We start from the raw sequence: 21,721 nt of genomic DNA on the forward strand, positions 1-21,721 counted from the left end.
AGCTCAGGCATCGCCCGGCACGTGCTCCGGTCCCCGCATGCGTCTGTGCTCGATGTAGGCCCAGATATGCGGTCCAACCAGCCCGATGAAGGCCAGCGTCAGCAACGTCAGCGACAGCGGATGCTTGTAGAACACCGTCCAATCGCCGTTCGAGATGGTCATCGCGCGGCGGAACTGCGTTTCGGCAAGCGGCCCGAGAATCATGCCGATGATAACCGGCGCGGTCGGAAAATCGAAACGCCGCATCAGGAAACCGGCGGCACCGAGCAGATAGAGGATGACGAGGTCGATCGGCGATTGCGAGATGCCGTAGGTGCCGACTGTTGCGAACACCAGGATGCCGGCATACAGCTGCGGCGCCGGGATCTTCAGCAATCGCACCCAAAGCCCGATTAGCGGCAGGTTAAGGACGACGAGGATGACGTTGGCGATGAACAGGCTGGCGATCAGCCCCCACACCAGGTCGGCCTGCGTCGTCAGCAGCAGCGGCCCCGGATTGATACCGTAGCTCTGGAATGCCGACAGCATGATTGCGGCCGTCGCCGAGGTCGGCAGGCCGAGCGTCAGCATCGGCACCAGCACGCCGGCCGCGGATGCATTGTTGGCTGCTTCCGGTCCGGCAACGCCCTCGATGGCACCGACGGTGCCGAACTCGTCCTTGTGTCTGGAGAGTTTCTTCTCGATGGCATAGGAGAGGAAGGTCGGGATTTCGGCACCGCCGGCCGGCATGGCGCCGATCGGGAAGCCGATCAGGGAGCCGCGCAGCCATGGCCTCCACGAGCGCGACCATTCGGCCGCGGTCATGTAGAGCGACCCTTTCAACGGCACGATGTCGTCCTTGCCGGCATAGCGGCGCGAGGCCATGTAAAGCGTCTCGCCAACGGCGAACAGGCCAACGGCGACGACGATGACGTCGACGCCATCCAGCAATTCGCTCATGCCGAAGGTGAAGCGCGGCTGCCCCGTCTGCAGGTCGACGCCTATCATGCCGACGACGAAGCCGGCGAACAGGCTGGTCAGGCCGCGTACCGACGACGAGCCGAGCACCGCCGAAACCGTGATGAAGGCCAGCACCATCAGCGAGAAATATTCGGCCGGGCCGAAGGCCAGCGCAAATTTGACGACGATCGGCGCCAGAAAGGCAACGCCGATCGTGCCCAGCGTGCCGGCGACGAAGGAACCAATCGCCGAGGTCGCCAGGGCCGCACCGCCACGGCCGGAGCGGGCCATCCTGTTGCCCTCGAGCGCGGTGACGATGGTGGCGCTTTCGCCAGGCGTGTTGAGCAGGATCGATGTCGTCGAGCCGCCATACATGGCGCCGTAATAGATACCGGCAAACAGGATGAAGGATGCCTCCGGCGCCACCTGATAGGTGATCGGCAACAGCAGCGCTATGGTCAGTGCCGGTCCGAGGCCGGGCAGCACGCCGATCGCAGTCCCAAGCGTGGTGCCGACCAGGCACCATATGAGATTGATCGGCGAGAAGGCGACCGAAAATCCGTGCGCGAGATGGCCGAGCGTTTCCATGGCGTCAGCCCCTCAGCATGGTGACGAGCGAATCGACGATCGCGTTCAGCTGGTTTTCGATGAAGCCGGCGCCGATATTGACGCCGAGCGCCCTGGCAAAGCCGAAATAGGCGGCCAGCGCCAGGATCAGCCCGAGCAGCACGTCACGCACCGGACGCCGGCTGCCGAAACCGTGGCAGATGAGAACGAACATGATGACAGATGCCGCGGTAAAGCCGAGCGGCTGGATCAGCACGAGGTTGGCGATCAGTCCGAGGGCGACGATGCCCATCGCCTTCCAGTCGGTCGGCGTCGCCTTTTCGTCCTCCGGCTGCCAGCCGCCCCGCAAGGCGGCAATGATGAGCAGCAGCGACAGGATCACCATGCCGGTCATGGTGATGTAGGGAAAGACGGTCGGACCGACCTTGGAATAGAGCGGCGACACCGGGATTGCCAGCGTCTGCCAGGCAACCGCACCCGCACAGGCGAGGAGCCCGACGCCGATCAGCAGTTCGGGCACTGCAAGGCGCGGCGGCGCCGGCTGGTCGCTGGTGCTCATCATCGTCCTCCCAATGTCGGTCCCTTGGGGCCGGTTCTCCTTGGACCGGTCTCACCCGGCCGATCTCGGCGCAGTTTCACCTCCGGCGCCGCGTATGTCCATGCGGCTGGCGAAAGTCGGCAAGGGTTGGCGTAGGCTGCCACCCCTTGCCGAGAGCATCACGCTAGACCGAGGTCCTTGAGGATCGTCCCGATGCGGGCCGTGTCTTCTGCGACGAATTTCGCATAATCGTCACCGGTGAGCAGGATCTGCGTCCAGTTGCGGTTCTTGCATTCGGTGGCCCAGGCGTCGCTCTTGGCCATGGTCTCGATCAGCTTGATCATTGCTGCTTTGTCGGCGTCCGAGACGCCGGGCGGTGCGAAGACGCCACGCCAGTTGAACAGCTCGACATCGATGCCGGCTTCCTTCATCGTCGGCGCATCGATCCCCTCCTGGCGTTTGTCCGCGGAGATGGCCAGCAGCCGCAGCGCACCCGCCTTGACCTGTTCGGCGAACTCGCCGTAGCCGGAGATGCCGGCCGCGACCTGGTTGCCGAGCAGCGCCGAAAGCGCCTCGCCGCCGCCGGCGAACGGCACATAGGAAAGATTGGTGGCCGGAACACCAACGGTCTTGGCGATGAGGCCGAACAATATATGGTCCGAGCCGCCGGCCGAACCGCCGGCAACCGGAACCTGCGTCGGGTCAGCCTTGAGAGCAGCGACAAAGTCCGCGGCCGTCTTGAACGGCGAGGCGGCCGGCACCACAAGCGCCTCGAACTCGCCGGTGAGGCGGGCGATCGGCGTGACCTCGGTAAGGTTGTTGGCCGCCTTGTTGGCGATGATGGCGCCGACCATGACCATGCCGGCCACCATCAGCGCATCGCCCTTGCCCTTCCACTGGTTGACGAATTGCGGCAGGCCGACAGTACCGCCGGCGCCGCCGACATTGGTGATCTGCGAGCCGGAAATCAGTTTTTCGCTGCGCAGCACCTGGTCCATGGCGCGCGCCGTCTGGTCCCAGCCGCCGCCCGGCGCCGCCGGCACGAAAATCTGCAGCTGCGGCGCGTCCTGCGCGAAGGCGGGGACAAAATGCGATGCCGCGAGTCCGGCAGCACCTGCTGCCGCGGTGCTCATCAAGAATCGGCGTCTGTTCAGCATGGGATTCCTCCAAATCGCGACACCTCCTCCGGTGCCTGCCAGAAACGTGGCCTGACTTCAGACCCGCTCGATAAAATTCATGCAGAGTTTGCGTCCTCCTGTCAAAGACAGAACACGCCGCATGCGGCACAATCGGACTGTGCGATCTTCAGGCAGGCGAACTCGACGCCGGACGACGTGGCAGGCAGAGGCCAGACGGCGCCCGTCAGGGCTGCCGCTCCAGCAGGATGGTCGGCTTGCCTTGGTAGACGGTTCGCAGCACTTCGCCATAACCACATTTTGCCGCGACGTTCAGCGATCCGGTGTTTTCCGGATCGATGATGCAGACGGTCTTCGCGGCGCCGAACGTCTCGTCGCCCCAGGCAAGCACCCGTGCGACGACTTCGCTGGCCAGCCCGTGGCCATGCGCGCCCGAAACCAGAGCCCAGCCGGTCTCCGGAATGCCCTCGATCGACGGCGTCATGTCGCGTTTCAGATCGTGAAAGCCGGCCTCGCCGATGAAGCGGCCGGTCTCCTTTTCCTCGATCGCCCAAAAACCGTAGCCCAGAAGCGACCACAGGCCGGCGTGTCGTAGGAAGCGCATCCAGCTTTCCTCCCGCGTGCGCGGCTTCCCGCCGATAAAGCGGGTGACGACGGGATCGGCCCACATAGCGACATAGGCGTCGAAATCGTCAAGCCGGTGCGGCCGCAGGACCGTGCGCGAGGTCTCAAGCACTGGGGCGACAATTGTATGCGGACTGGCCATGGTCATGTCTCGTTTGTGTTGCCGGTGCCTAATGCAGGTCTTCCAAAAGGGGGACAGCGACACGCACGAGACGGGAAATCCAAATCCGTTGTGAAAAACAAGAGCCAAGGCTGTGTAGATCATCTTCCAGGCTGATGTGAATCCTGCCAGGCGGTGTTAGTTTTTCTCCGGTATTGGTTCAGGCGCGTTGGGTTTCGGCGCTGCCGTCCGACAGAGGGAATCCAGCATGGACACCACCGACCTTGTGCTTGCCATCTTCCATCATCTGCTGGTGTTTTCGTTGGCAGGCATCATCGGCGCCGAATTCGTCCTGATCCGCAGCGACTTGTCCGCCGCGACGCTGAAGCGGCTCGTCGGGATCGACCGCCACTACGGCATTATTGCCATGCTGATCATCGTCGTTGGCATCGGCCGCGTCGTCTATGGTCTGAAGGGCTGGGAATTCTACGTCTACAATTGGGTGTTCTGGGCAAAGATGGCCGCTTTCGCCATTGTCGGCCTGTTGTCGATTATCCCGACCATCCGTTTCCTGTCCTGGAACAGGCAGGCGAGCGTCAGTCCCGGCTTCCAGGTTCCTGCGGTGGAGCTAGCGTCCGTTCGCACCTATGTCCGCACCGAAGCATCGATCTTCCTATTGATCCCGGTGTTCGCGGCGGCGATGGCGCGCGGCTACGGCTACTAGAATAGGTTGGAGGAAGGGTATCGCACGGCCCAACCTTCCCGCTTATTTGCGCAGAGAAACGTGCGGTTTGCCGTTTGAGCGCGATTGTCATTTGTCGGGTTGCGCTAGTTATTGCTCCATCTACAGTCGTTTTGGAGGAACCCGCGCAGCGGTTGGCAATCATATCCTGGGAGGAAACACGATGCGAAAACTCATCGCCGCGCTGGCTGTCGCTGCGGCCGCCATGCTTTATCCGTCGGCCGCTGGCGCGCAGACCTACCCGGAACGCACCATCACCATTGTCGTGCCGTTTTCGGCCGGTGGCCCGACCGACACCGTCGCGCGTCTTGTCGCGGAAGCTATGTCGAAAGACCTCGGCCAGCAGGTCATCGTCGAGAATGTCGGCGGCGCCGGCGGCACGCTCGGCGCCGGCCGCGTCGCAAATGCCGAGCCTGACGGCTACACGCTGCTCCTTCATCACATAGGCATGGCGACAAGTGCTACGCTCTATAGAAAGCTCGCCTACGACACGCTGAACGGCTTCGAATATGTCGGCCTCGTCACCGAGGTGCCGATGACCATCGTCGGCCGCAAGGACCTCGAGCCGACCGATCTGAAGGGGCTGGTCGACTATGCCAAGGCCAACAAGGACAGCATCACCGTTGCCAACGCCGGGATCGGTGCCGCCTCGCATCTGTGCGGCATGCTGTTCATGAGCGCCATCGGCACGCCGCTGGTCACCGTACCCTACAAGGGCACCGGCCCGGCCATGACCGATCTTCTCGGCGGCCAGGTCGATATCATGTGCGACCAGACGACCAATACCACCAAGCAGATCCAGGGCGGCACTATCAAGGCCTATGCCGTAACCTCGCCACAACGCCTCGATGTGCTGCCGGACGTGCCGACGACGATAGAAGCCGGCCTTCCCCAGGTGCAGGTCGGCATCTGGCACGGAATCTATGCCCCCAAGGGCACACCGGCCGAGATCACCGAACGCCTTTCGAAATCGCTGCAGGTGGCGCTGAAGGACCAGAATGTCGTCGCCCGATTTGCCGAACTCGGCACCAAGCCGTCGCCGGAGGCCGATGCCACGCCGGCCGCGCTCAAAGCCAAGCTGGAAAGTGAGATCGCGCGCTGGAAGCCGATCATCGAAGCGGCCGGCCAGTACGCCGACTAAAGGTTCTAACGGGGCGCCATCAGCGCCCCGTTTTTTTACACCGGCATCGGCACGCCCATGAGGCGAGCCGGGAGGACGCAATGAAACCTTTCGCAATCGACAGGACCAACGGCATATGCGCCGCGCTGTTGGTCTTTATTGGCGCCTTTTTCGCGCTGCAGTCGCTGGGCCTCGAAATCGGCACCGCCTTTCGCATGGGGCCGGGCTATTTCCCGCTCGTGCTGGCGATCGTGCTGATCCTGCTTGGCGCCGCCATCCTTGTCCAAGCGGTGCGTTTCGAGAGCGAGCCGATCGGTTACATTGCGTGGCGCGGCATGCTGTTTATCCTGCCTGCTCCGATCTTCTTCGGCCTGACGGTGCGCGGCCTCGGCTTCATCCCGTCGATCTTCCTGACGGCGCTGATCGCATCGTTCGGTAGCGGCCGCATGAGGCCGCTGACCGCACTCGTGCTGTCGGCCGGCCTGACGCTGTTCGCATTCATCGTCTTCAGCTACGCACTCGGCCTGCCGTTCCGGCGTTTCGGCCCGTGGTTGCCACTGTCGTTGTGAGGAGATGAAATGGAACTCCTCAACAATCTCGCACTCGGCTTTTCGACAGCCACATCTTTGGCAAATCTCGGTTTCTGCCTGATCGGCGTCCTTCTCGGCACGCTGATTGGCGTCCTGCCCGGCATCGGTGCCACCGCAACCATCGCCATGCTGTTGCCGATCACCTTCCAGATCGGCGACCCGGTTTCCTCTCTCATCATGCTCGCCGGTATCTATTACGGCGCGCAGTATGGCGGCTCGACCACCGCCATTCTCATCAACATGCCCGGCGAATCCTCGTCGGCCGTCACCGCAATCGACGGCTATCAGATGGCCAGGAACGGCCGCGCCGGAGCAGCTCTGGCGACCGCGGCAATAGGCTCGTTCGTTGCCGGCACGGTGTCGACCTTCCTCGTTGCCATCTTCGCCCCACCGCTGACGGCGATAGCGCTGAGATTCGGCGCTGCCGAGTATTTTTCGCTGATGATCGTCGGCCTGGTCTCGTCCGTCGCGCTCGCCCACGGCTCGATCGTCAAGGCGCTGGCCATGGTCGTGCTCGGCCTGCTGCTGGGACTTGTCGGCACCGATATTTACACCGGTACGCCCCGCTTCACGCTCGGCATCCGCGAATATGCCGACGGGCTGAATTTCGTCGCGGTGGCGGTCGGCGTCTTCGGCGTCGCCGAGATATTGCGCAACCTCGAAAACGAGCATGAGCGTTCCGTGCTGATCCGAAGTATCTCCGGCCTTATGCCGAGTAAAGAAGATTTTCGGCGCATGGCGGCTCCCATCGTGCGCGGAACGATCATCGGTTCGGCGCTCGGTATCCTGCCCGGAGGCGGCGCGATCCTTGCCGCCTTTGCGTCCTACACCATCGAAAAGCGCGTCTCGAAAAACCCGGGGGAATTCGGCAAGGGCGCCATCGAAGGCGTCGCCGGACCGGAATCGGCCAACAATGCCGGCGCCCAAACCTCCTTCATCCCAATGCTGACGCTCGGTATTCCGGCCAACCCGGTAATGGCGCTGATGATCGGCGCGATGATCATCCAGGGCATCGTGCCCGGCCCCAATGTCGCCATCGAACAGCCCGCGCTGTTTTGGGGGATCATCACCTCGATGTGGATCGGCAATCTGATGTTGATTGTCTTGAACCTGCCGCTGATCGGGCTCTGGGTGAAACTCCTTACCATCCCCTACTACGTGCTCTTCCCGATCATCATGGCGTTCTGCTCGATCGGCGTTTACAGCGTCAACACCAATGTCTACGACCTCTATGCCGTCGCCTTCTTCGGCTTGCTTGGCTACCTCCTGACCAAGCTGCGCTGCGAACCTGCGCCGCTGCTGCTCGGCTTCGTGCTCGGCCCGCTGCTTGAGGAAAACCTGCGCCGCGCCATGATCCTCTCGCGCGGCGACCCAAGCACCTTCGTGACGCGGCCGATCAGCGCCAGCCTGCTCCTCATCGCGCTCGCCGTGCTCGTCATCGTCTTTCTCCCCGCGGTCAAGAAGAAGCGCGAAGAGGTGTTCGTCGAGGAGAGTTCCTGAACATGGATGTCGCCGCATAACAGGAACTTTAGATTCAGCTAGCGGGCAGTGGTTGCCGCTGCTCGGTCCTGAGCTGCTTCCACTGGCCCGAGCGGCCCGATCTCGACCAGTGGTGCAGGCACGCTGGTCGTCTTTTCCTTGGCCTTGCAGATATCGGCGATGACGCAGGCCGGGCAATCCGGCTTGCGTGCCTTGCAGACATAGCGCCCGTGCAGGATCAGCCAATGATGCGCATGCCGGATATATTCATCCGGAATGATCTTCAGGAAACCTTGCTCTACCTGTTCCGGCGTCTTGCCCGGCGCCAGGCCGAGCCTGTTACCGATGCGGAAGATGTGCGTGTCGACTGCCATCGTGTGCTGGCCGAAGGCGACGTTGAGCACGACATTGGCGGTCTTGCGGCCGACACCCGGTAGCTCGACCAGTTGATCGCGATCCTCAGGCACCTCGCCGCCATGGTCACGGATCAGCGCCGCGGACAGCGCGATGACGTTCTTGGCCTTGTTGCGCCATAGCCCGATGGTGCGGATATGGTCGCCGAGCTTGGCCTCGCCCAGCGCCAGCATCTTTTGCGGCGTGTCGGCAATTTTGAACAGCGCCCGCGTCGCCTTGTTGACGCCGGCGTCCGTCGCCTGCGCCGAAAGCACCACTGCCACCAGCAGCGTGAAGGGGTTGATATGTTCGAGTTCGCCTCTCGGTTCCGGCCGCTGAACGGAAAAACGGCGAAAAATCTCATGCACCTCCGCCGGGCTGTAAAGCGCCCGCGATCTCGCCGGCCGCGGACGCGGCTTGGCGTTCGAGCCATCGCGGCCGGGCAGCAGGTCTTTTTTGAGCGCGGAAGAGTTTTTGGGCTTGGGGCTTGTCATTGCCTTCCTATAATATTCCCCAATGAGCGACACAAACGCCTCATTTCAGGCCGACGAGCCATTCTTCCAGGCGCTGCTGACACCGCACCGGTCGCTGGGCAAGACCGGCTTTGCCATCCTGATGGGCGCACTGCTGTTCGGGTGGCTGGTGACCGGAGCTTTTTTTCTGTCGCGCGGCGCCTGGCCGGTGTTCGGCTTCTTCGGCCTCGACGTGATCGCCGTCTATATCGCCTTCCGTGCCAATTATCGCGCCGCCCGGGCTCGCGAGGAGGTGTCGGTGTCGCGCACCAGCCTCGATATCCGCAAGACTGCCCCGTCGGGCAAATCGGAATCACACCGCTTCAATCCGTTCTGGGCAAGCTTTTCGATCGCCCGCCACGCCGAGATCGGCATCACCAGAATGGCGGTCGAGGCGCAAGGAAAAACCGTCTCGATCGGCGCCTTTCTCAACCCCGACGACCGCGAGAGTTTTGCCACCGCATTTTCGCGCGCTCTGGCGACCGCCAAGGCGCGCTGAGCCAGCGTTTCAGAACCGATAGCGCAACAGCCTGCCGATCTTGCGCAATGCTGGAATGCATTTCCAAAGGCGAACAAACAGTTTCGCGAGCCAGCGCATGCGAGCGGCATGTTCCGGCTTATAGGCAGGGATGTCCTCGATGAACCGCAGCTTCGGAACGGCTCGCTCCAATTCATGCGGGTTCTCAATGCTCCAATGGACCTCGGCGCCGGTGGCGCGGAAGGAGGAATTGAGGCGAATGATCTTCAGGCCCAGGCGACTATAGGCATCGAAAACCAGTTCGCCGCTCGAAAGATGTCCCACCAAACGAGAAAACAGTTGCTGCCCCTCCTCGGCGGCCAGGTAGGGAGTCAGGCCTTCCGCCACGACTATGGCCGGGCGATCCCGAGGTACTTCGTTCAGCCATCCAGGTTCGGTGAGCGACGAAGCGATCAGGTGGTAGCGATCCCGCACGGGATAGAGCCTGCGCCTGAGGTCGATGACTTCGGGATAGTCGACATCGAACCAGTCCACGCCGGCTGGCGGGTCGATACGGAATATGCGCGTGTCGAGCCCACACCCCAGATGCAGCACGATGGCGTCAGGATTTCGGGCGAGAAAGTCCTGAACGCAGACGTCCAGCGTCTTTGCCCTGATTGCTAGACCGATGCCGAGATTGTTGTCGACCTTGAGCCGCGAGAAATCATAATCGATGTTGCGCACCGCCTCGTCGGCAAAGTAGTCCCGGAGCAGCGAATTGGGCAGCCGGCTCTCCAGCGCCTTGCCGTACAGTGTCAAAAGCAAAGTCTCCTTTGCCCCGGTCAGGTTTACTTTTTCACCAGCCACGACCGTCCTCCCCATTCAAAGCCAGCTCTATCTGGGTACATGCTGCGGGAAAGCAAGTTTCGGGTGGTGATCGGCGCCGCGAAGGACGATATTCGCACTCAAGGAGATACTGCCATGAACGCCCAAATGCCTCTCAAAACGACAGCAATCCTTCAGAAAGACATCACGCCTGAAGGCGGTGACTACGAAATCGTCCGTCGTGCCATCGAAAAGATCAGCCTCGACTATCGCGACCAGCCTTCGCTGGAAGTGCTGGCCGAGGAGGTCGGCGAGACGCCGACCGGGCTGCAGAAGCTGTTCACCCGCTGGGCCGGCCTATCGCCCAAGGCTTTTCTGCAGGCCGTTACCCTCGATCATGCGCGCAAGCTGCTCGATGCCGGCATGCCGCTGCTTGAAACCTCGTTCGAGCTCGGCATGTCCGGCCCAGGCCGGCTGCACGATCTGTTCGTCACCCACGAAGCGATGTCGCCGGGCGATTACAAGACCCGCGGCGCAGGGCTCACCATCCGCTACGGCTATCATATCTCGCCTTTCGGCATCGCCCTGATCATGGTGACGGACCGCGGCCTTGCCGGCCTCGCCTTCAACGACCCCGGCGGCGAGCGTGCGGCCTTTGCCGACATGTCCAGCCGCTGGCCGAACGCTAGCTATGTCGAGGACATGGCTGCAACGGCGCCCTATGCCGCGCGTATTTTCGATCCGACGCTGTGGCGCGCCGACCAGCCGCTCCGCGTCGTCATGATCGGCACCGACTTCCAGGTCCGCGTCTGGGAAGCCTTGCTGTGTATTCCGATGGGCCAGGCCTGCACCTATTCCTCGATCGCCGCGCGCATCGGCGCACCGAGCGCCAGCCGGGCTGTCGGTGCCGCGGTCGGTGCCAATCCGATGTCCTTTGTCGTGCCGTGCCACCGGGCTCTCGGCAAGTCCGGTGCGCTCACCGGCTACCATTGGGGCCTGACCCGCAAACGCGCCATCCTCGGCTGGGAGGCGGGACAGGTCTCTTCGTAAATAGCCAAAGAATGGAACGATAGGAGCGATGTCAGGACCGCTAGGGTGACAAGCAGCGATCTTACGGAGTAGCTTCCCGCATGCGTTAGCGGGAGGCACTTCTTGATCGTCGTCATCGGCTCCATCAATCTCGACCTCATCGCCAGTGTCGACCGCTTGCCCGGTCCCGGCGAGACGGTGCGCGGCTCCGGTTTCGCTACTGCCCCCGGCGGCAAGGGCGCCAACCAGGCGCTGGCCGCCTCCCGCGCCGGGGCCAAGGTGCGCATGGTCGGCGCAGTCGGCAAGGACAGCTTCGCCGGCGAGGCTCTGGCGCTGCTGCGCGAGGGCAAGATCGACCTGTCCGGCGTCGGCGAGACCTTTGCCTCGACCGGTACCGCGTTGATCATGGTCGGCGCCGACGGCGAGAACGTGATCGCCGTTGTGCCGGGCGCCAACGATTCGGTCGTGCCGGGTGACCTTTCCAAGGCTTTCCTGAAAAACGGCGATGTCGTGCTGTTGCAGTTGGAAGTCCCGCTGCAAACGGTCGAGACGGCGCTTGGCGCGGCAAGGACGGCCGGCGCGGTCACCGTGCTCAACACCGCCCCTTTCCATAGCGACGCCGCCGGCTTCCTCGGCAAGGCCGACTATCTCGTCGCCAACGAAACCGAGTTCGACCTCTATGGCGAGGCGCTGTCGTTGAGTGGCCGCGACCGCCCGGCGCGGATGCGCGACTATGCCTCGAGAACCGGCCGCACCATCGTCGTCACGCTTGGCCCGGACGGCGTTCTGGCAGCAACGCCGGACGATCTTCTGATGGTTCCGGCGCTGAAGATCACCCCGCTCGACACGGTCGGCGCCGGCGACACGTTCTGCGGCTATTTTGCAGCCGGGCTGGCAGCCGGCCTGCCGCTCGACCAGGCGCTTGCCCGCGCTGCCGCAGCCGGTTCGCTGGCCTGCCTGAAAGCCGGTGCACAGCCGGCCATCCCGCTGGCCAGGGACGTCGATGCCGCCTTGCAGAAATCCGCAGGCTAAAGCGGGATGACAGCCGCGCGCCCGACAACGAAGCATGCGGTGCCGCCCGCCGGCGACATCTGCCGCCTGTCCGCCGTGGAACTGGCCAACAGGATCAGGCGCCGGCAACTTTCGGTACGCGAAGTGGTCGCGGCATTCCTCGACAGGATCGAGGCGGTGAACCCGCTGGTCAACGCTATCGTTTCATTGCGCGAACATGCCGACATCCTGCGCGTGGCAGACAGCGCTGACGCCCATCTGGCGCGAGGAGGAGATACCGGATCGCTGTTCGGCCTGCCGATCGCGATTAAGGATCTTGCGCTGACAAAAGGCCTGAGAACCACCTTCGGCTCGCCGATCTTCGCCGATTTCGTGCCTGAGGAAGACGACTTCTTCGTCGAGCGCGTCCGCAAGGCCGGCGCCATCATCATAGGCAAGACCAACGTTCCCGAATTCGGGCTCGGCTCCAACACCTACAACACCGTGTTCGGCCAGACGCTCAACGCATTCGACCCGACGCTGACCGCCGGCGGCTCGAGCGGCGGCGCGGCGGTCGCGCTGGCGCTCGACATGGTTCCCGTTGCCGATGGCAGCGATTTTGGCGGCTCGTTGCGCAATCCCGCTGCCTACAACAATGTCTATGGGTTCCGCCCGTCGCAGGGATTGGTGCCGGCTGGCCCTGACCTTGATGTGTTTCATGCGCAAATGGGCGTCGAAGGGCCGATGGGGCGTAACGTGCGCGACATGGCGCTGCTGCTCGACGTGCAGGCCGGCTATCATCCTCGCGCGCCGCTGTCGCATGATAAGCCAGGCTCGTTTCTCCAAGGGGTGGAAACGCCGGCGGCCGGCGGGCGTATCGCCTGGCTCGGCGATCTCGACGGTCATCTGCCGGTTGAAGCAGGCATTCTACAGCTTTGCGAGGCAGCACTCGGCCGGTTCGCGGATGTGTCCTTCGAGGCCGAGCCGCTGATGCCGGAATTCGACTTCGAAGCGCTGTGGCAGGCCTTTGTAACGCTTCGGCAGGCGAGCAGCGGTTGTGCGCTCAAGGTGCACTACGATGATCCCTTGAAACGCAGTCTGCTGAAGCCGGAGGCCGTGTGGGAGGTGGAACATGCGCTTCGCCTCACCGCGCCGCAAATCCATGCGGCAACTGTGAGGCGCTCGTCCTGGCATCGAATGCTGCTGTCGCTCTTCGAGCGTTTCGACCTGATTGCGCTGCCAGCCGCACAGGTCTTTCCCTTCGACGTCGCCACCCTCTGGCCAAGGGAAGTGGCCGGGCGTGCCATGGACAGCTATCACCGCTGGATGCAGGTCTCAGCGCTCGCCACGCTGGGCGGCTGCCCGGCGATCAATGTGCCGGCGGGCTTCGACTCCAGGGGCAGGCCAATGGGCATGCAATTGATCGGGGGGCCGCGCGGTGACCCCTCCGTGCTGAGGGCGGCTGCCGCCTATGAGGCAACGCTGCCATGGCAGGCCGGCGCCTGCTGAAATCAGCTCCGCATTGTCGGCGCTTCGCCGACTTGCACGCAGCTCATCGCCATGCATTGATCGCGACAGCACGCCGCACGAGCGGCATTCTGCGGAGGGAAAAATGTCGCTGGAACTCTACGCCACCTATGTCGTCGCCTGCATCGTCATCGTCCTGGTGCCGGGCCCGACGGTGACGCTGATCATTGCCAACAGCATACGCCACGGCTCGCGCGCCGGGCTCGCCAATGTCGCCGGCACCCAGGCCGGGCTGGCCATCATGATTGCCATTGTCGGCATCGGATTGACTTCGCTGATCGCCGGCATGGGACATTGGTTCGAGTGGGTCAGGCTGATTGGCGCTGCCTACCTGATCTGGATGGGCGTGCAGATGTTCCGCTCGAAAGGCAAGCTGAACGCCGATGGATCGGCAAAAAAACCGCGCGGTGGCTTTTTCCTGCAAGGCCTGCTGGTAGCAATCAGCAATCCAAAGACGCTGGTGTTCTTTGGCGCCTTCTTTCCGCAGTTCATCGCGCCTGAAGGCAATTACGCGTTACAGATCGGCGTCATGGGTCTCACCGCCATGATCTTCGCCGCAGTGTCGGATTCGACCTACGCGCTGGCCGCCGGCCGCGCCGGGCGCCTGCTGTCGGCCGGCCGCGTCAAGCTGCTGTCGCGGATCAGCGGCAGCTTCCTGGTCGGCGGCGGCCTGTGGCTGGCATTTTCAAAGGCGAAGTAACGGCACCTTTCCCTTCTCCCCTTGTGGAGAAGGTGGCCGAGCGAAGCTCGGTTGGATGAGGGGTGTTCCAGCCTGGCAATGACGGCACTCCGCCCAACCCATCAAGGGGGAATGAAAGACGGCCCTAAAGCCGCCCCAGCCTTTCCAGCAACAGCTCGAAAAACGCATCGTGGTCGATGTCACGCATCACCATGGCGTTCTTCGGCCGCTTGGTCACGCCCCACCAGTCGATCACGGTCATGCCCATGGTAAGTTCTGATGCGGTTTCCACAGTGACATTGCAGTTGCGGCCCTTGAACAACTTCGGCTTCAACAGGTAGGCGATGACGCAAGGATCGTGTAGCGGGCCGCCGTCGGTGCCGTATTTTTCCTCGTCGAAACGTTCGAAGAATTCCAGCATGTCCGCGGTGGCCGTGCCGACCCGGGTGCCGAGCTTGCGGAAGGCCTTCGTGCGCTTGGCGGTGGTCAGCGCCTTGTGGGTGACGTCCAGCGGCATCATGACGATCGGAATGCCGGATTTGAACACGACATCGGCGGCGTGCGGGTCGACATAGATGTTGAATTCGGCGGTCGGCGTGACATTGCCGCCCTCGAAGAAGCCGCCGCCCATCAGCACGATCTCCTTGATGCGCGGTGCGATCTTGGGCTCGCGGATCAGCGCCAGCGCAACATTGGTGAGCGGCCCGAGCGCGCACAGCGTGATCGTGCCGCTCTCCTCCCTCATCAGCGTCTCGACGATGAAATCGACCGCATACTCGTCCTGCAGCTTCATCTTTGGTTCGGGCAGTTGCGGTCCGTTGAGGCCGGTCTTGCCATGCACTTCCTCGGCGGTGACGAGTTCGCGCGCCAGTGGCCGGATGGCGCCTGCATAGACCTTGACGTCCGTCCGGCCGGCCAGTTCGCAGATCTTGCGGGCGTTTTTTTCGGTAAGTTTCAGCGGCACGTTGCCGGCCACCGCGGTGATGCCGACGATCTCCAGCTCGGCGCTGCCCAGCGCCAGCAATATGGCGACGGCATCGTCCTGGCCGGGGTCAGTGTCGATGATGATCCTGCGGGATTGGGGCATTTCAATTCCTTGTTTTGGCAAGTCTTTTTGGGCGGGACGTGTGACGGCTTGAAGTCTGCCGGGCGGCGGACCATATCAAGACCATCGGGAAAAATGCCATCCGGGTTTTTCCACTTTATGTCGCTCTTGAGAGGACACTGTAACATGAGCCGAATGACGCCTTTTTCCAGCCCGCTTCTCCTCGGTTTCGATTCCATGGAAAAGACGCTGGAGCGCTTGGCAAAGTCCGGTGACAGCTATCCTCCCTACAACATCGAGCGCCTCAGCGGTGCCGACGGCAAAACCGAAAGGCTGCGTATCACGCTCGCCGTCGCCGGTTTCGCGGAAAGCGATCTCGATGTCACAACGGAGGAGAACCAGTTGGTCGTGCGCGGCCGTCAGAACGACGACACCGAGCGCGAATTTCTCCACCGCGGCATCGCCGCGCGCCAGTTCCAGCGCTGTTTCGTGCTGGCCGACGGCATGCGGGTGATTGCGGCGGAATTGAAGAACGGCCTTCTATCGATCGATCTCGATCGGCCGGAGTCCGAACGGCTGGTACGAAAAATAAACATATCGGTGAAAGACTGATTTTTGCCGATAGCTCTCATGCGGGATGGCCTTGAGCGGCGTCTCGCGGCAAGGAGGCTTGAAATGACCAGAACTAACGAAAATATCATCATGACCAGCGGCGAGTTCGCCCATCTCGGCGAAGGTTCGGTAGCCTATCTCAGGAAAGTGTCGAGCGACGATCTGCGCGGCCGTTTCCCGGGCCTCGGCGAAATCGCGCCGGGTCTGGAACTGTGGGCCCTGTTTGCCGCCAATGGCCAGCCGATCCTGCTTTCGGACGCTCGCGACCGGGCACTGGCTGGCGCGCTGGAAAACGATCTGACCCCGGTCGCTATCCACTAACGTCGTTATCCACTGACAACGGCGCCATCAACTGACACATATGGCGCAGCGATCTGGTTGGAAACGGACAGGGCCGCACACGGCGGCCCTTCAAGGGATTTAATCAAAACCTCAGGCGGCGTGCGAGGCCTGCGTGTCCGACAGCAGCGCGTGGATGGCTACGGCGTCGCGCGTGCCTCTGATCTTGGCAACCGTGTCGGCATCGCGCAGCACCCGCGCGATGCGCGACAGCGCCTTGAGATGGTCGGCGCCGGCACCTTCGGGAGCCAAAAGCAGAAACACCAGGTCGACCGGCTGATCATCGAGGGCCTCGAAGTCCACCGGTGTCTCCAGCCGGGCAAAGACGCCGGCGATCCGCTTCACCCCAGCCAGCTTGCCGTGCGGAATAGCGATGCCGTTGCCGACGCCGGTCGAGCCGAGGCGCTCGCGTTGCAGGATGGTGTCGAACACCTCTCGCTCCGGAATGCCGGAAATCGCCGCCGCCCGTTCGGACAGCAATTGCAGCAGCTGCTTTTTGGAGTTCGCCTTCAACGCCGGCATGATTGCCGGAACGCTGACGAGATCGCTCAGATCCATGCTTGAAATCCCTTGTTCGCCTGCCGTCGCCAGTCCCCACGCTCGCGTGCAGCTGGTTTTTACCCCTGCGCGACCTTGGCCGTGGACGGGTCGATCCAGCCGATATTCCCGTCCGGCCGGCGATAGACGATATTGAGATGGTCGTTTCCGGCATTGCGGAAGACCAGGACCGGGCTGTCCTTGGTGTCGAGTTCGATCACCGCTGACGCCACCGACATGGTCCGCAGCGTCATGGTCGATTCGGCGACGATGGCCGGCGCGAAATTCTCCGGTATGTCCTCCTCGTCGTCGGCAAGCGGCGCCATCACCGTATAGGCGACGTCGGCGAGCTCGCCGTTGCTATTGCCTGAATTGTGCGACTTCAGCCGGCGTTTGTAGCGCCTGAGTCGTGTTTCCAGACGGTCTGCCGCGGTATCGAAGGCAAGCGTTGGATCCTGGGCATCGCCGGTCGCCTGCAGCGAAGCACCGGAGTCCAGCCGGATCATGCAATCGGCCGTGTAGCGCGACCCCGATTTGACGACTACGATTTGCCCTGAAAAGCCCCGATCGAAATATTTCCCGATCACTTCCCCGACACGGTCGTTGATGCGCGTACGGAACGCATCGCCGATATCCATGTGTTTTCCCGATATGCGCAGTGTCATCTGAAAACTGACCTTCCTTGCTCAGGCTTCAAACTGTCCCGAGTTTATACTCGTGGTCCGCGCGCACAAGCTTTTGCGGCGTCACTTGCGCCGATTTTAGATCCGAACTTTCCGGTTGATCACAAGCCGCCTTCTTGGCCGTCCCGTGGCCTACGTCGTGACGGACCATCTCTCGTGCGGGCATCGGCGAACTCAAATCCACTCGCTAGCCCGTCTCATGCGGGCGGGCTTCTAGCCACTTCGTTGCCGCTTGTCAATGAACTGCGAAAGCTGTGGAAATTCCGTCGGAGCTCAACGGCCGGCGCTGGCCAAAGCGCGTTTTTCGCGCCGCCGCTGCACCGAAGAGGGTATGTTCATGCCTTCCCGGTATTTGGCAACCGTGCGCCTGGCGATGTCGACGCCACTTTCCCGCAGCATGTCGACGATGGCATCGTCGGAAAGCACATCGACGGCTTTCTCCTCGTCGATCAGCTGCTTTATGCGGTCGCGCACCGCTTCCGACGAATGCGCATCGCCGCCACCTGACGAAGCGATCGAGGCGGTGAAGAAATAGCGCAGTTCGAACACACCGCGCGGCGTCAGCATGTATTTGTTTGCCGTGACCCGGCTGACCGTTGATTCGTGCATGCCGATGGCGTCCGCCACCGTACGCAGGTTGAGCGGCTTCAGGTGCCGCACGCCGTGGACGAGAAAAACGTCCTGCTGGCGCACGATCTCAGAGGCCACCTTGAGAATGGTCTTCGCCCGCTGGTCGAGGCTGCGCGTGAGCCAGTTGGCGTTCTGCAGGCATTCGGCGAGGAAATCCTTTTCCGCCTGGTTTTTCGCATGGGGCGTGACCTGGGCGAAATAGATGTGATCGACCAGCACGCGCGGCAGCGTCTCGGCATTGAGCTCGACCGTCCAGCTGCCGTCATTGGCTGCGCGCACCTCGACGTCGGCCACGATTGCGTCGCTGGCACCGCGCGAAAACGCCATTCCCGGCCGCGGGTCGAGCGCCCGGATCTCGGCCAGCATGTCGAGCAGATCCTCCTCGTCGACGCCGCAAATCCGCTTCAGCGTCTGGAAATCGCGCCGTGCCAGGAGTTCGAGATTGGCGATCAGCGCCTTCATCGCCGGATCGAGCCGGTCGCGCACGGCAAGCTGCAGCAACAGGCATTCGGCGAGGTCGCGGGCGAAGATGCCGGCGGGCTCGAATGTCTGGCAGACCGCCAGGACCCTTGCCACCGCCGTGGCGTTCGTGCCGAGGCGGGCCGCGATCTCGGCCATGTCGGCACGCATGTAGCCGGCCTCGTCGAGGCCGTCGGCAAGCTCGCTGGCGATCAGGCGCGCCGCCGGATCGGCAAAGGCGAGCGCTACCTGCTCGCCGACATGGTCGCGCAGCGTGATGGCAGCCGCCGCCATGTCCGCGACGTCGAAGCCGTCGGAGGAAGAGGTGGAACCGTTGCCGGACGCCGATTTCCATTGCGCCGTCAGGTCGGGCCCGAGCCGCTCGCTCGTTCCAGGATCATCAGGAAACAGGTTTTCCAGCGATGTATCGAGCTTTTCCGAGATCGCCTCGGCGCTCCACGCCGTCTCCGCTTCGAACCAGTCGCCGTCGGCAGCCGGTTCCGGTGCAGCGTCGCCCTTCTGCGCCTGGTCGCTGGCGGCGTCCTCCTGCGGTTCGGCACGTTCCAGCAGGGGATTGCGTTCGATCTCGTCGTCGATGAAGCGTTCCAGCTCTAGGTGGGTGAACTGCAGCAGGCGGATCGACTGCATCAGCTGCGGCGTCATCACCAGCGACTGCGACTGTCGTAGCTGTAGTTTTGCCGCCAACGCCATGGTTCGGTTTCACACGCCCCGTCTACGCACCCGCACTGCTGGAAGGAATTTTCCAGGCCAGCATAGAAACTGGCCCGGCTTTTGCTTGTCAAGGCGAGGAGCGGTAAAACTCGCCTGCCGACACGTTTTCAGGCAGAAAATTGAAGAAAAAGCTGCTGGACTACGCCGGAAATCCCGCTCGAACCGGAATTTTGCATTTAGAGCGTAAATCCCTCGCCGAGATAAAGCCGCCGCACATCGGCATTTGCGACTATCTCGTCGGCCCGGCCATGGGTCAGCACCTGGCCGGCATGGATGATGTAGGCGCGGTCGATCAGGCCAAGTGTCTCGCGCACATTGTGGTCGGTGATCAGCACGCCGATGCCACGTGCCGTCAGGTGGCGCACGAGCTGCTGGATGTCGGCGACGGCGATCGGATCGATGCCGGCGAACGGTTCGTCGAGCAGCATGTAGGCAGGGCGGGTTGCCAAGGCGCGGGCAATTTCGAGGCGTCGCCGCTCACCACCGGAGAGCGACAGCGACGGAGCCTTGCGCAGATGGCTGATGTGGAATTCCTCGAGCAATTCGTCGAGCAGCCGCTCACGCTCCTTGCGGCTCTTTTCGACCACTTCGAGCACGGCCCGGATGTTTTGCTCGACATTCAGGCCGCGAAAAATCGACGCTTCCTGCGGCAGGTAGCCGATGCCGAGACGGGCGCGGCGATACATCGGCATCGACGTGACGTCGAAACCGTCGATTTCGATGGTGCCTTCATCGACCGGCACTAGGCCGGTCACCATGTAGAAACAGGTCGTCTTGCCGGCGCCGTTGGGGCCGAGCAGCCCAACCGCCTCGCCGGCGCGCACGCCCAGCGTCACGCCGCTGACGACTTTGCGGCCCTTGTAGCTTTTGGTCAGCCCTTTGGCGATCAAGGTTCCCTTGAACTTTGCCGCTTCGACGGTGACCCTGGCCGGTGCCGCAAGTTTGCTGGCGGCGCGCCCTGGAAGACGCGCCAGCAGCGACGATATGCCGGTCATCAGGGTTTCGCTGCTCCAGACTTCGCCGGTGGCGTGATCGACATCATGACGCGGCCGCCACAAGCGTCGACCTGGGCAAGGCCGCTCTTCATCTGCACGGTAAGCTTGCAGCCGACAAGCACGTTGTCGCCTTGCGAGAGCACGACTTTGCTGCCCGAAAGCACCAGCACTTCGGTCTTCATGTCGAAGGTGCCGCGGTCGCCGGTGGCAACCTGATCGTCCGATTTGATGTAGACCTTATCGTCGACCTCGAGATGGTCGATGTTGGCGGATCCGGTCATTGCCGCGGCACCCGCGGGCTGGGCGCCTTTGGCGGCGCCTGCATCCCTGACGTAATAGACCGTCATTTTGCCGGCCTTGAGCACGGTTGGACCCTGGACGACGTTGACGTTGCCGGTGAAGACGGCGACGCTTTCCGCCTGGCGCACCTCGAGCTTGTCGCTTTCGATCTGGATAGGCTTGTCGCCCGACAGCCTGAGGCCGGACATTTGGCTGGTGGCACTGGATTGCGCCAGCGACGGCGCTGTCCCGAAGGTCAGCCCCAAGGGCAACCCAAGCGTTAACGCCGAGATCGCGGCGAGGCGCCGTGCCGAACTACTGAACCGCATTGGTCTCTCCGCTCTTTGCCTCTGCCGCCTTCAAACTGGCGGGATCGATGTCGACGCGCACCTTGTTCTCGAAAATCAGGACCTTGCCATTGTCCTGGACCGACATCGAATCCGCCCTGATCCGCGACCCGCCGCGGCTGACATCGACAGGTTCACTTGTCTTCATAGTGCCTTCGGCCATGTCGAGATAGACTGATTTAAATTTTGCCACCACGCCATCCGTGGTCGACACGGTCACGTCGCTGGTCAGGCTGAACGTGTTGCCGTCGCGATCGTAGGTGCCGTGCGCAGCACCGATGGCGGCGGTGTTGTCGGCTGCAATCGGCAGCTTGGCCTTGATACCTTCCAGATCGATGATGCCCTGTTTGCTGACATCCTGTATGGCGCGGAGCGCTGTCATCGAATAGGGCAGGTTCTGCTTGGTGAAGCCGTTGAGCTTGGGATTGGCCATCACCAGCTTGCCATCGGCAAAGGCGCCGCCGTCGGCCTGCACCTCGATTGCAGCGGGTGCCATGAGATAGGAATAGACCGGAAACGCGACCGCGATCACGGCGGCGACCAGCGGTACGGCCAGCTTCAGGATCCGGACCCGGCGCGAATGACGCTGCGCAATGTCAAACGCGTCGACCCGCGCCCGGCCTGCGGCCTTGGGAGCCAACTCCGTCTCGGTGTTGGTCGGTTCGATTGGTCCCGCTAACATGACTGCTTCTTCTAAACCCCTGCCCGCCAGGCCGCCCTATAGGTGGGATGCCGGCGCCCTCAAGCAAGCACAAGCCGAGGAAAACCGCAAAAATGTGACAGCCGCCCCTGTACAACGAAAATGGCCCCAGCGCA

Annotated in this window: 24 protein-coding genes; 11 read left to right on the forward strand and 13 right to left on the reverse strand. The window is 62.7% G+C overall.

The window, feature by feature from the left end:
• Positions 1–3: 3 nt before the first annotated feature.
• From NKH50_RS08380 to NKH50_RS08395, 4 genes are all read right to left on the reverse strand, one after another.
• Entirely contained in the window at positions 4–1,527 is a 1,524-nt protein-coding gene (locus NKH50_RS08380) for a tripartite tricarboxylate transporter permease (RefSeq protein ID WP_254816834.1), read from the reverse strand.
• A 4-nt stretch (positions 1,528–1,531) separates the two neighbouring features.
• Positions 1,532–2,065 (reverse strand): tripartite tricarboxylate transporter TctB family protein, encoded by a 534-nt coding sequence (locus tag NKH50_RS08385; protein WP_254816833.1) that lies wholly within the window; start codon positions 2,063–2,065, stop codon positions 1,532–1,534.
• 158 nt (positions 2,066–2,223) lie between these two features.
• Positions 2,224–3,201, reverse strand: coding sequence for a Bug family tripartite tricarboxylate transporter substrate binding protein (locus NKH50_RS08390; RefSeq protein WP_352649569.1), 978 nt, complete (start codon positions 3,199–3,201; stop codon positions 2,224–2,226).
• Between the two features lie 205 nt (positions 3,202–3,406).
• Entirely contained in the window at positions 3,407–3,946 is a 540-nt protein-coding gene (locus tag NKH50_RS08395; protein WP_352649568.1) for a GNAT family N-acetyltransferase, read from the reverse strand.
• 226 nt (positions 3,947–4,172) lie between these two features.
• On the opposite strand from NKH50_RS08395, the gene NKH50_RS08400 reads away from it, so the two are divergent.
• The 4 genes from NKH50_RS08400 to NKH50_RS08415 all read left to right on the forward strand — a co-directional run bounded on the left by NKH50_RS08400 (position 4,173) and on the right by NKH50_RS08415 (position 7,856).
• Positions 4,173–4,628: a DUF2214 family protein gene (locus tag NKH50_RS08400; protein ID WP_352476417.1), complete on the forward strand. Its 456-nt coding sequence runs from the start codon at positions 4,173–4,175 to the stop codon at positions 4,626–4,628.
• A gap of 181 nt (positions 4,629–4,809) precedes the next feature.
• The gene (locus NKH50_RS08405) at positions 4,810–5,787 is read left to right on the forward strand and encodes a tripartite tricarboxylate transporter substrate-binding protein (protein WP_254816829.1); all 978 of its coding nucleotides are present in this window, start codon (positions 4,810–4,812) and stop codon (positions 5,785–5,787) included.
• An 80-nt stretch (positions 5,788–5,867) separates the two neighbouring features.
• A complete protein-coding gene (locus NKH50_RS08410) occupies positions 5,868–6,335 on the forward strand; it encodes a tripartite tricarboxylate transporter TctB family protein (RefSeq protein ID WP_352702678.1) in 468 nt (155 codons plus the stop codon).
• Between the two features lie 9 nt (positions 6,336–6,344).
• Entirely contained in the window at positions 6,345–7,856 is a 1,512-nt protein-coding gene (locus tag NKH50_RS08415; protein WP_352877889.1) for a tripartite tricarboxylate transporter permease, read from the forward strand.
• Positions 7,857–7,894: 38 nt separating this feature from the next.
• Here the strand turns inward: NKH50_RS08415 and nth are convergent, their stop codons facing one another.
• Positions 7,895–8,722: an endonuclease III gene (gene nth, locus NKH50_RS08420; RefSeq protein ID WP_352877891.1), complete on the reverse strand. Its 828-nt coding sequence runs from the start codon at positions 8,720–8,722 to the stop codon at positions 7,895–7,897.
• A 22-nt stretch (positions 8,723–8,744) separates the two neighbouring features.
• Here nth and NKH50_RS08425 point away from each other — a divergent pair, with 22 nt between their 5' ends.
• The gene (locus NKH50_RS08425) at positions 8,745–9,239 is read left to right on the forward strand and encodes a DUF2244 domain-containing protein (protein WP_352877894.1); all 495 of its coding nucleotides are present in this window, start codon (positions 8,745–8,747) and stop codon (positions 9,237–9,239) included.
• Positions 9,240–9,248: 9 nt separating this feature from the next.
• On the opposite strand, the gene NKH50_RS08430 is transcribed toward NKH50_RS08425, so the two are convergent.
• On the reverse strand, positions 9,249–10,064 hold the full coding sequence (locus tag NKH50_RS08430; protein WP_352877896.1) for a class I SAM-dependent methyltransferase: 816 nt from the start codon (positions 10,062–10,064) through the stop codon (positions 9,249–9,251).
• A gap of 114 nt (positions 10,065–10,178) precedes the next feature.
• Between NKH50_RS08430 and NKH50_RS08435 the strand changes: the two genes are divergently transcribed.
• From NKH50_RS08435 to NKH50_RS08450, 4 genes are all read left to right on the forward strand, one after another.
• Positions 10,179–11,072 carry a methylated-DNA--[protein]-cysteine S-methyltransferase gene (locus NKH50_RS08435; protein ID WP_352877898.1) on the forward strand — a complete coding sequence of 298 codons (894 nt, stop codon included), beginning with the start codon at positions 10,179–10,181 and terminating at the stop codon, positions 11,070–11,072.
• A 102-nt stretch (positions 11,073–11,174) separates the two neighbouring features.
• Positions 11,175–12,083, forward strand: coding sequence for a ribokinase (locus NKH50_RS08440; RefSeq protein WP_352737506.1), 909 nt, complete (start codon positions 11,175–11,177; stop codon positions 12,081–12,083).
• Between the two features lie 6 nt (positions 12,084–12,089).
• Positions 12,090–13,550 carry an amidase gene (locus NKH50_RS08445; RefSeq protein WP_352737507.1) on the forward strand — a complete coding sequence of 487 codons (1,461 nt, stop codon included), beginning with the start codon at positions 12,090–12,092 and terminating at the stop codon, positions 13,548–13,550.
• A 103-nt stretch (positions 13,551–13,653) separates the two neighbouring features.
• Positions 13,654–14,268, forward strand: coding sequence for a LysE family translocator (locus tag NKH50_RS08450; RefSeq protein ID WP_352476410.1), 615 nt, complete (start codon positions 13,654–13,656; stop codon positions 14,266–14,268).
• Positions 14,269–14,392: 124 nt separating this feature from the next.
• Here the strand turns inward: NKH50_RS08450 and NKH50_RS08455 are convergent, their stop codons facing one another.
• Positions 14,393–15,334 carry a nucleoside hydrolase gene (locus NKH50_RS08455; RefSeq protein ID WP_352687955.1) on the reverse strand — a complete coding sequence of 314 codons (942 nt, stop codon included), beginning with the start codon at positions 15,332–15,334 and terminating at the stop codon, positions 14,393–14,395.
• 144 nt (positions 15,335–15,478) lie between these two features.
• On the opposite strand from NKH50_RS08455, the gene NKH50_RS08460 reads away from it, so the two are divergent.
• Positions 15,479–15,904 carry an Hsp20 family protein gene (locus NKH50_RS08460; protein WP_023675270.1) on the forward strand — a complete coding sequence of 142 codons (426 nt, stop codon included), beginning with the start codon at positions 15,479–15,481 and terminating at the stop codon, positions 15,902–15,904.
• Between the two features lie 63 nt (positions 15,905–15,967).
• On the forward strand, positions 15,968–16,225 hold the full coding sequence (locus NKH50_RS08465) for a BQ00720 family protein (RefSeq protein ID WP_023675269.1): 258 nt from the start codon (positions 15,968–15,970) through the stop codon (positions 16,223–16,225).
• A 111-nt stretch (positions 16,226–16,336) separates the two neighbouring features.
• Here the strand turns inward: NKH50_RS08465 and ptsN are convergent, their stop codons facing one another.
• The 6 genes from ptsN to lptC all read right to left on the reverse strand — a co-directional run bounded on the left by ptsN (position 16,337) and on the right by lptC (position 21,587).
• On the reverse strand, positions 16,337–16,801 hold the full coding sequence (gene ptsN, locus NKH50_RS08470; protein WP_023675268.1) for a PTS IIA-like nitrogen regulatory protein PtsN: 465 nt from the start codon (positions 16,799–16,801) through the stop codon (positions 16,337–16,339).
• A 59-nt stretch (positions 16,802–16,860) separates the two neighbouring features.
• The gene (hpf, locus tag NKH50_RS08475; protein WP_352877902.1) at positions 16,861–17,445 is read right to left on the reverse strand and encodes a ribosome hibernation-promoting factor, HPF/YfiA family; all 585 of its coding nucleotides are present in this window, start codon (positions 17,443–17,445) and stop codon (positions 16,861–16,863) included.
• Between the two features lie 291 nt (positions 17,446–17,736).
• The gene (rpoN, locus tag NKH50_RS08480; RefSeq protein ID WP_352877904.1) at positions 17,737–19,263 is read right to left on the reverse strand and encodes an RNA polymerase factor sigma-54; all 1,527 of its coding nucleotides are present in this window, start codon (positions 19,261–19,263) and stop codon (positions 17,737–17,739) included.
• A 197-nt stretch (positions 19,264–19,460) separates the two neighbouring features.
• Positions 19,461–20,279, reverse strand: coding sequence for an LPS export ABC transporter ATP-binding protein (gene lptB / locus NKH50_RS08485; RefSeq protein WP_023718959.1), 819 nt, complete (start codon positions 20,277–20,279; stop codon positions 19,461–19,463).
• Positions 20,279–20,887 (reverse strand): LptA/OstA family protein, encoded by a 609-nt coding sequence (locus tag NKH50_RS08490; protein ID WP_254816816.1) that lies wholly within the window; start codon positions 20,885–20,887, stop codon positions 20,279–20,281. The genes lptB and NKH50_RS08490 overlap by 1 nt, the downstream gene beginning before the upstream one ends.
• The gene (gene lptC / locus NKH50_RS08495; protein ID WP_352476407.1) at positions 20,874–21,587 is read right to left on the reverse strand and encodes an LPS export ABC transporter periplasmic protein LptC; all 714 of its coding nucleotides are present in this window, start codon (positions 21,585–21,587) and stop codon (positions 20,874–20,876) included. The genes NKH50_RS08490 and lptC overlap by 14 nt, the downstream gene beginning before the upstream one ends.
• Positions 21,588–21,721 lie beyond the last annotated feature (134 nt).

Origin of the sequence: Mesorhizobium sp. M1027 (assembly GCF_040318745.1) — a bacterium.
In the GTDB taxonomy this organism is placed as follows: Bacteria; Pseudomonadota; Alphaproteobacteria; order Rhizobiales; family Rhizobiaceae; genus Mesorhizobium.

Bases quoted from the DNA above. Each gene is read 5' to 3' on its own strand.
- NKH50_RS08395 (WP_352649568.1), bottom strand. From the start codon at position 3,946: ATGGCCAGTCCGCATACAATTGTCGCCCCAGTGCTTGAGACCTCGCGC.
- NKH50_RS08465 (WP_023675269.1), top strand. From the start codon at position 15,968: ATGACCAGAACTAACGAAAATATCATCATGACCAGCGGCGAGTTCGCC.
- NKH50_RS08380 (WP_254816834.1), bottom strand. From the start codon at position 1,527: ATGGAAACGCTCGGCCATCTCGCGCACGGATTTTCGGTCGCCTTCTCG.
- NKH50_RS08400 (WP_352476417.1), top strand. From the start codon at position 4,173: ATGGACACCACCGACCTTGTGCTTGCCATCTTCCATCATCTGCTGGTG.
- NKH50_RS08435 (WP_352877898.1), top strand. From the start codon at position 10,179: ATGAACGCCCAAATGCCTCTCAAAACGACAGCAATCCTTCAGAAAGAC.
- NKH50_RS08455 (WP_352687955.1), bottom strand. From the start codon at position 15,334: ATGCCCCAATCCCGCAGGATCATCATCGACACTGACCCCGGCCAGGAC.
- NKH50_RS08460 (WP_023675270.1), top strand. From the start codon at position 15,479: ATGAGCCGAATGACGCCTTTTTCCAGCCCGCTTCTCCTCGGTTTCGAT.
- lptC (WP_352476407.1), bottom strand. From the start codon at position 21,587: ATGTTAGCGGGACCAATCGAACCGACCAACACCGAGACGGAGTTGGCT.
- NKH50_RS08385 (WP_254816833.1), bottom strand. From the start codon at position 2,065: ATGAGCACCAGCGACCAGCCGGCGCCGCCGCGCCTTGCAGTGCCCGAA.
- NKH50_RS08445 (WP_352737507.1), top strand. From the start codon at position 12,090: ATGACAGCCGCGCGCCCGACAACGAAGCATGCGGTGCCGCCCGCCGGC.
- NKH50_RS08425 (WP_352877894.1), top strand. From the start codon at position 8,745: ATGAGCGACACAAACGCCTCATTTCAGGCCGACGAGCCATTCTTCCAG.
- ptsN (WP_023675268.1), bottom strand. From the start codon at position 16,801: ATGGATCTGAGCGATCTCGTCAGCGTTCCGGCAATCATGCCGGCGTTG.
- rpoN (WP_352877904.1), bottom strand. From the start codon at position 19,263: ATGGCGTTGGCGGCAAAACTACAGCTACGACAGTCGCAGTCGCTGGTG.
- NKH50_RS08450 (WP_352476410.1), top strand. From the start codon at position 13,654: ATGTCGCTGGAACTCTACGCCACCTATGTCGTCGCCTGCATCGTCATC.
- hpf (WP_352877902.1), bottom strand. From the start codon at position 17,445: ATGACACTGCGCATATCGGGAAAACACATGGATATCGGCGATGCGTTC.
- nth (WP_352877891.1), bottom strand. From the start codon at position 8,722: ATGACAAGCCCCAAGCCCAAAAACTCTTCCGCGCTCAAAAAAGACCTG.
- NKH50_RS08390 (WP_352649569.1), bottom strand. From the start codon at position 3,201: ATGCTGAACAGACGCCGATTCTTGATGAGCACCGCGGCAGCAGGTGCT.
- NKH50_RS08415 (WP_352877889.1), top strand. From the start codon at position 6,345: ATGGAACTCCTCAACAATCTCGCACTCGGCTTTTCGACAGCCACATCT.
- NKH50_RS08410 (WP_352702678.1), top strand. From the start codon at position 5,868: ATGAAACCTTTCGCAATCGACAGGACCAACGGCATATGCGCCGCGCTG.
- NKH50_RS08490 (WP_254816816.1), bottom strand. From the start codon at position 20,887: ATGCGGTTCAGTAGTTCGGCACGGCGCCTCGCCGCGATCTCGGCGTTA.
- NKH50_RS08405 (WP_254816829.1), top strand. From the start codon at position 4,810: ATGCGAAAACTCATCGCCGCGCTGGCTGTCGCTGCGGCCGCCATGCTT.
- lptB (WP_023718959.1), bottom strand. From the start codon at position 20,279: ATGACCGGCATATCGTCGCTGCTGGCGCGTCTTCCAGGGCGCGCCGCC.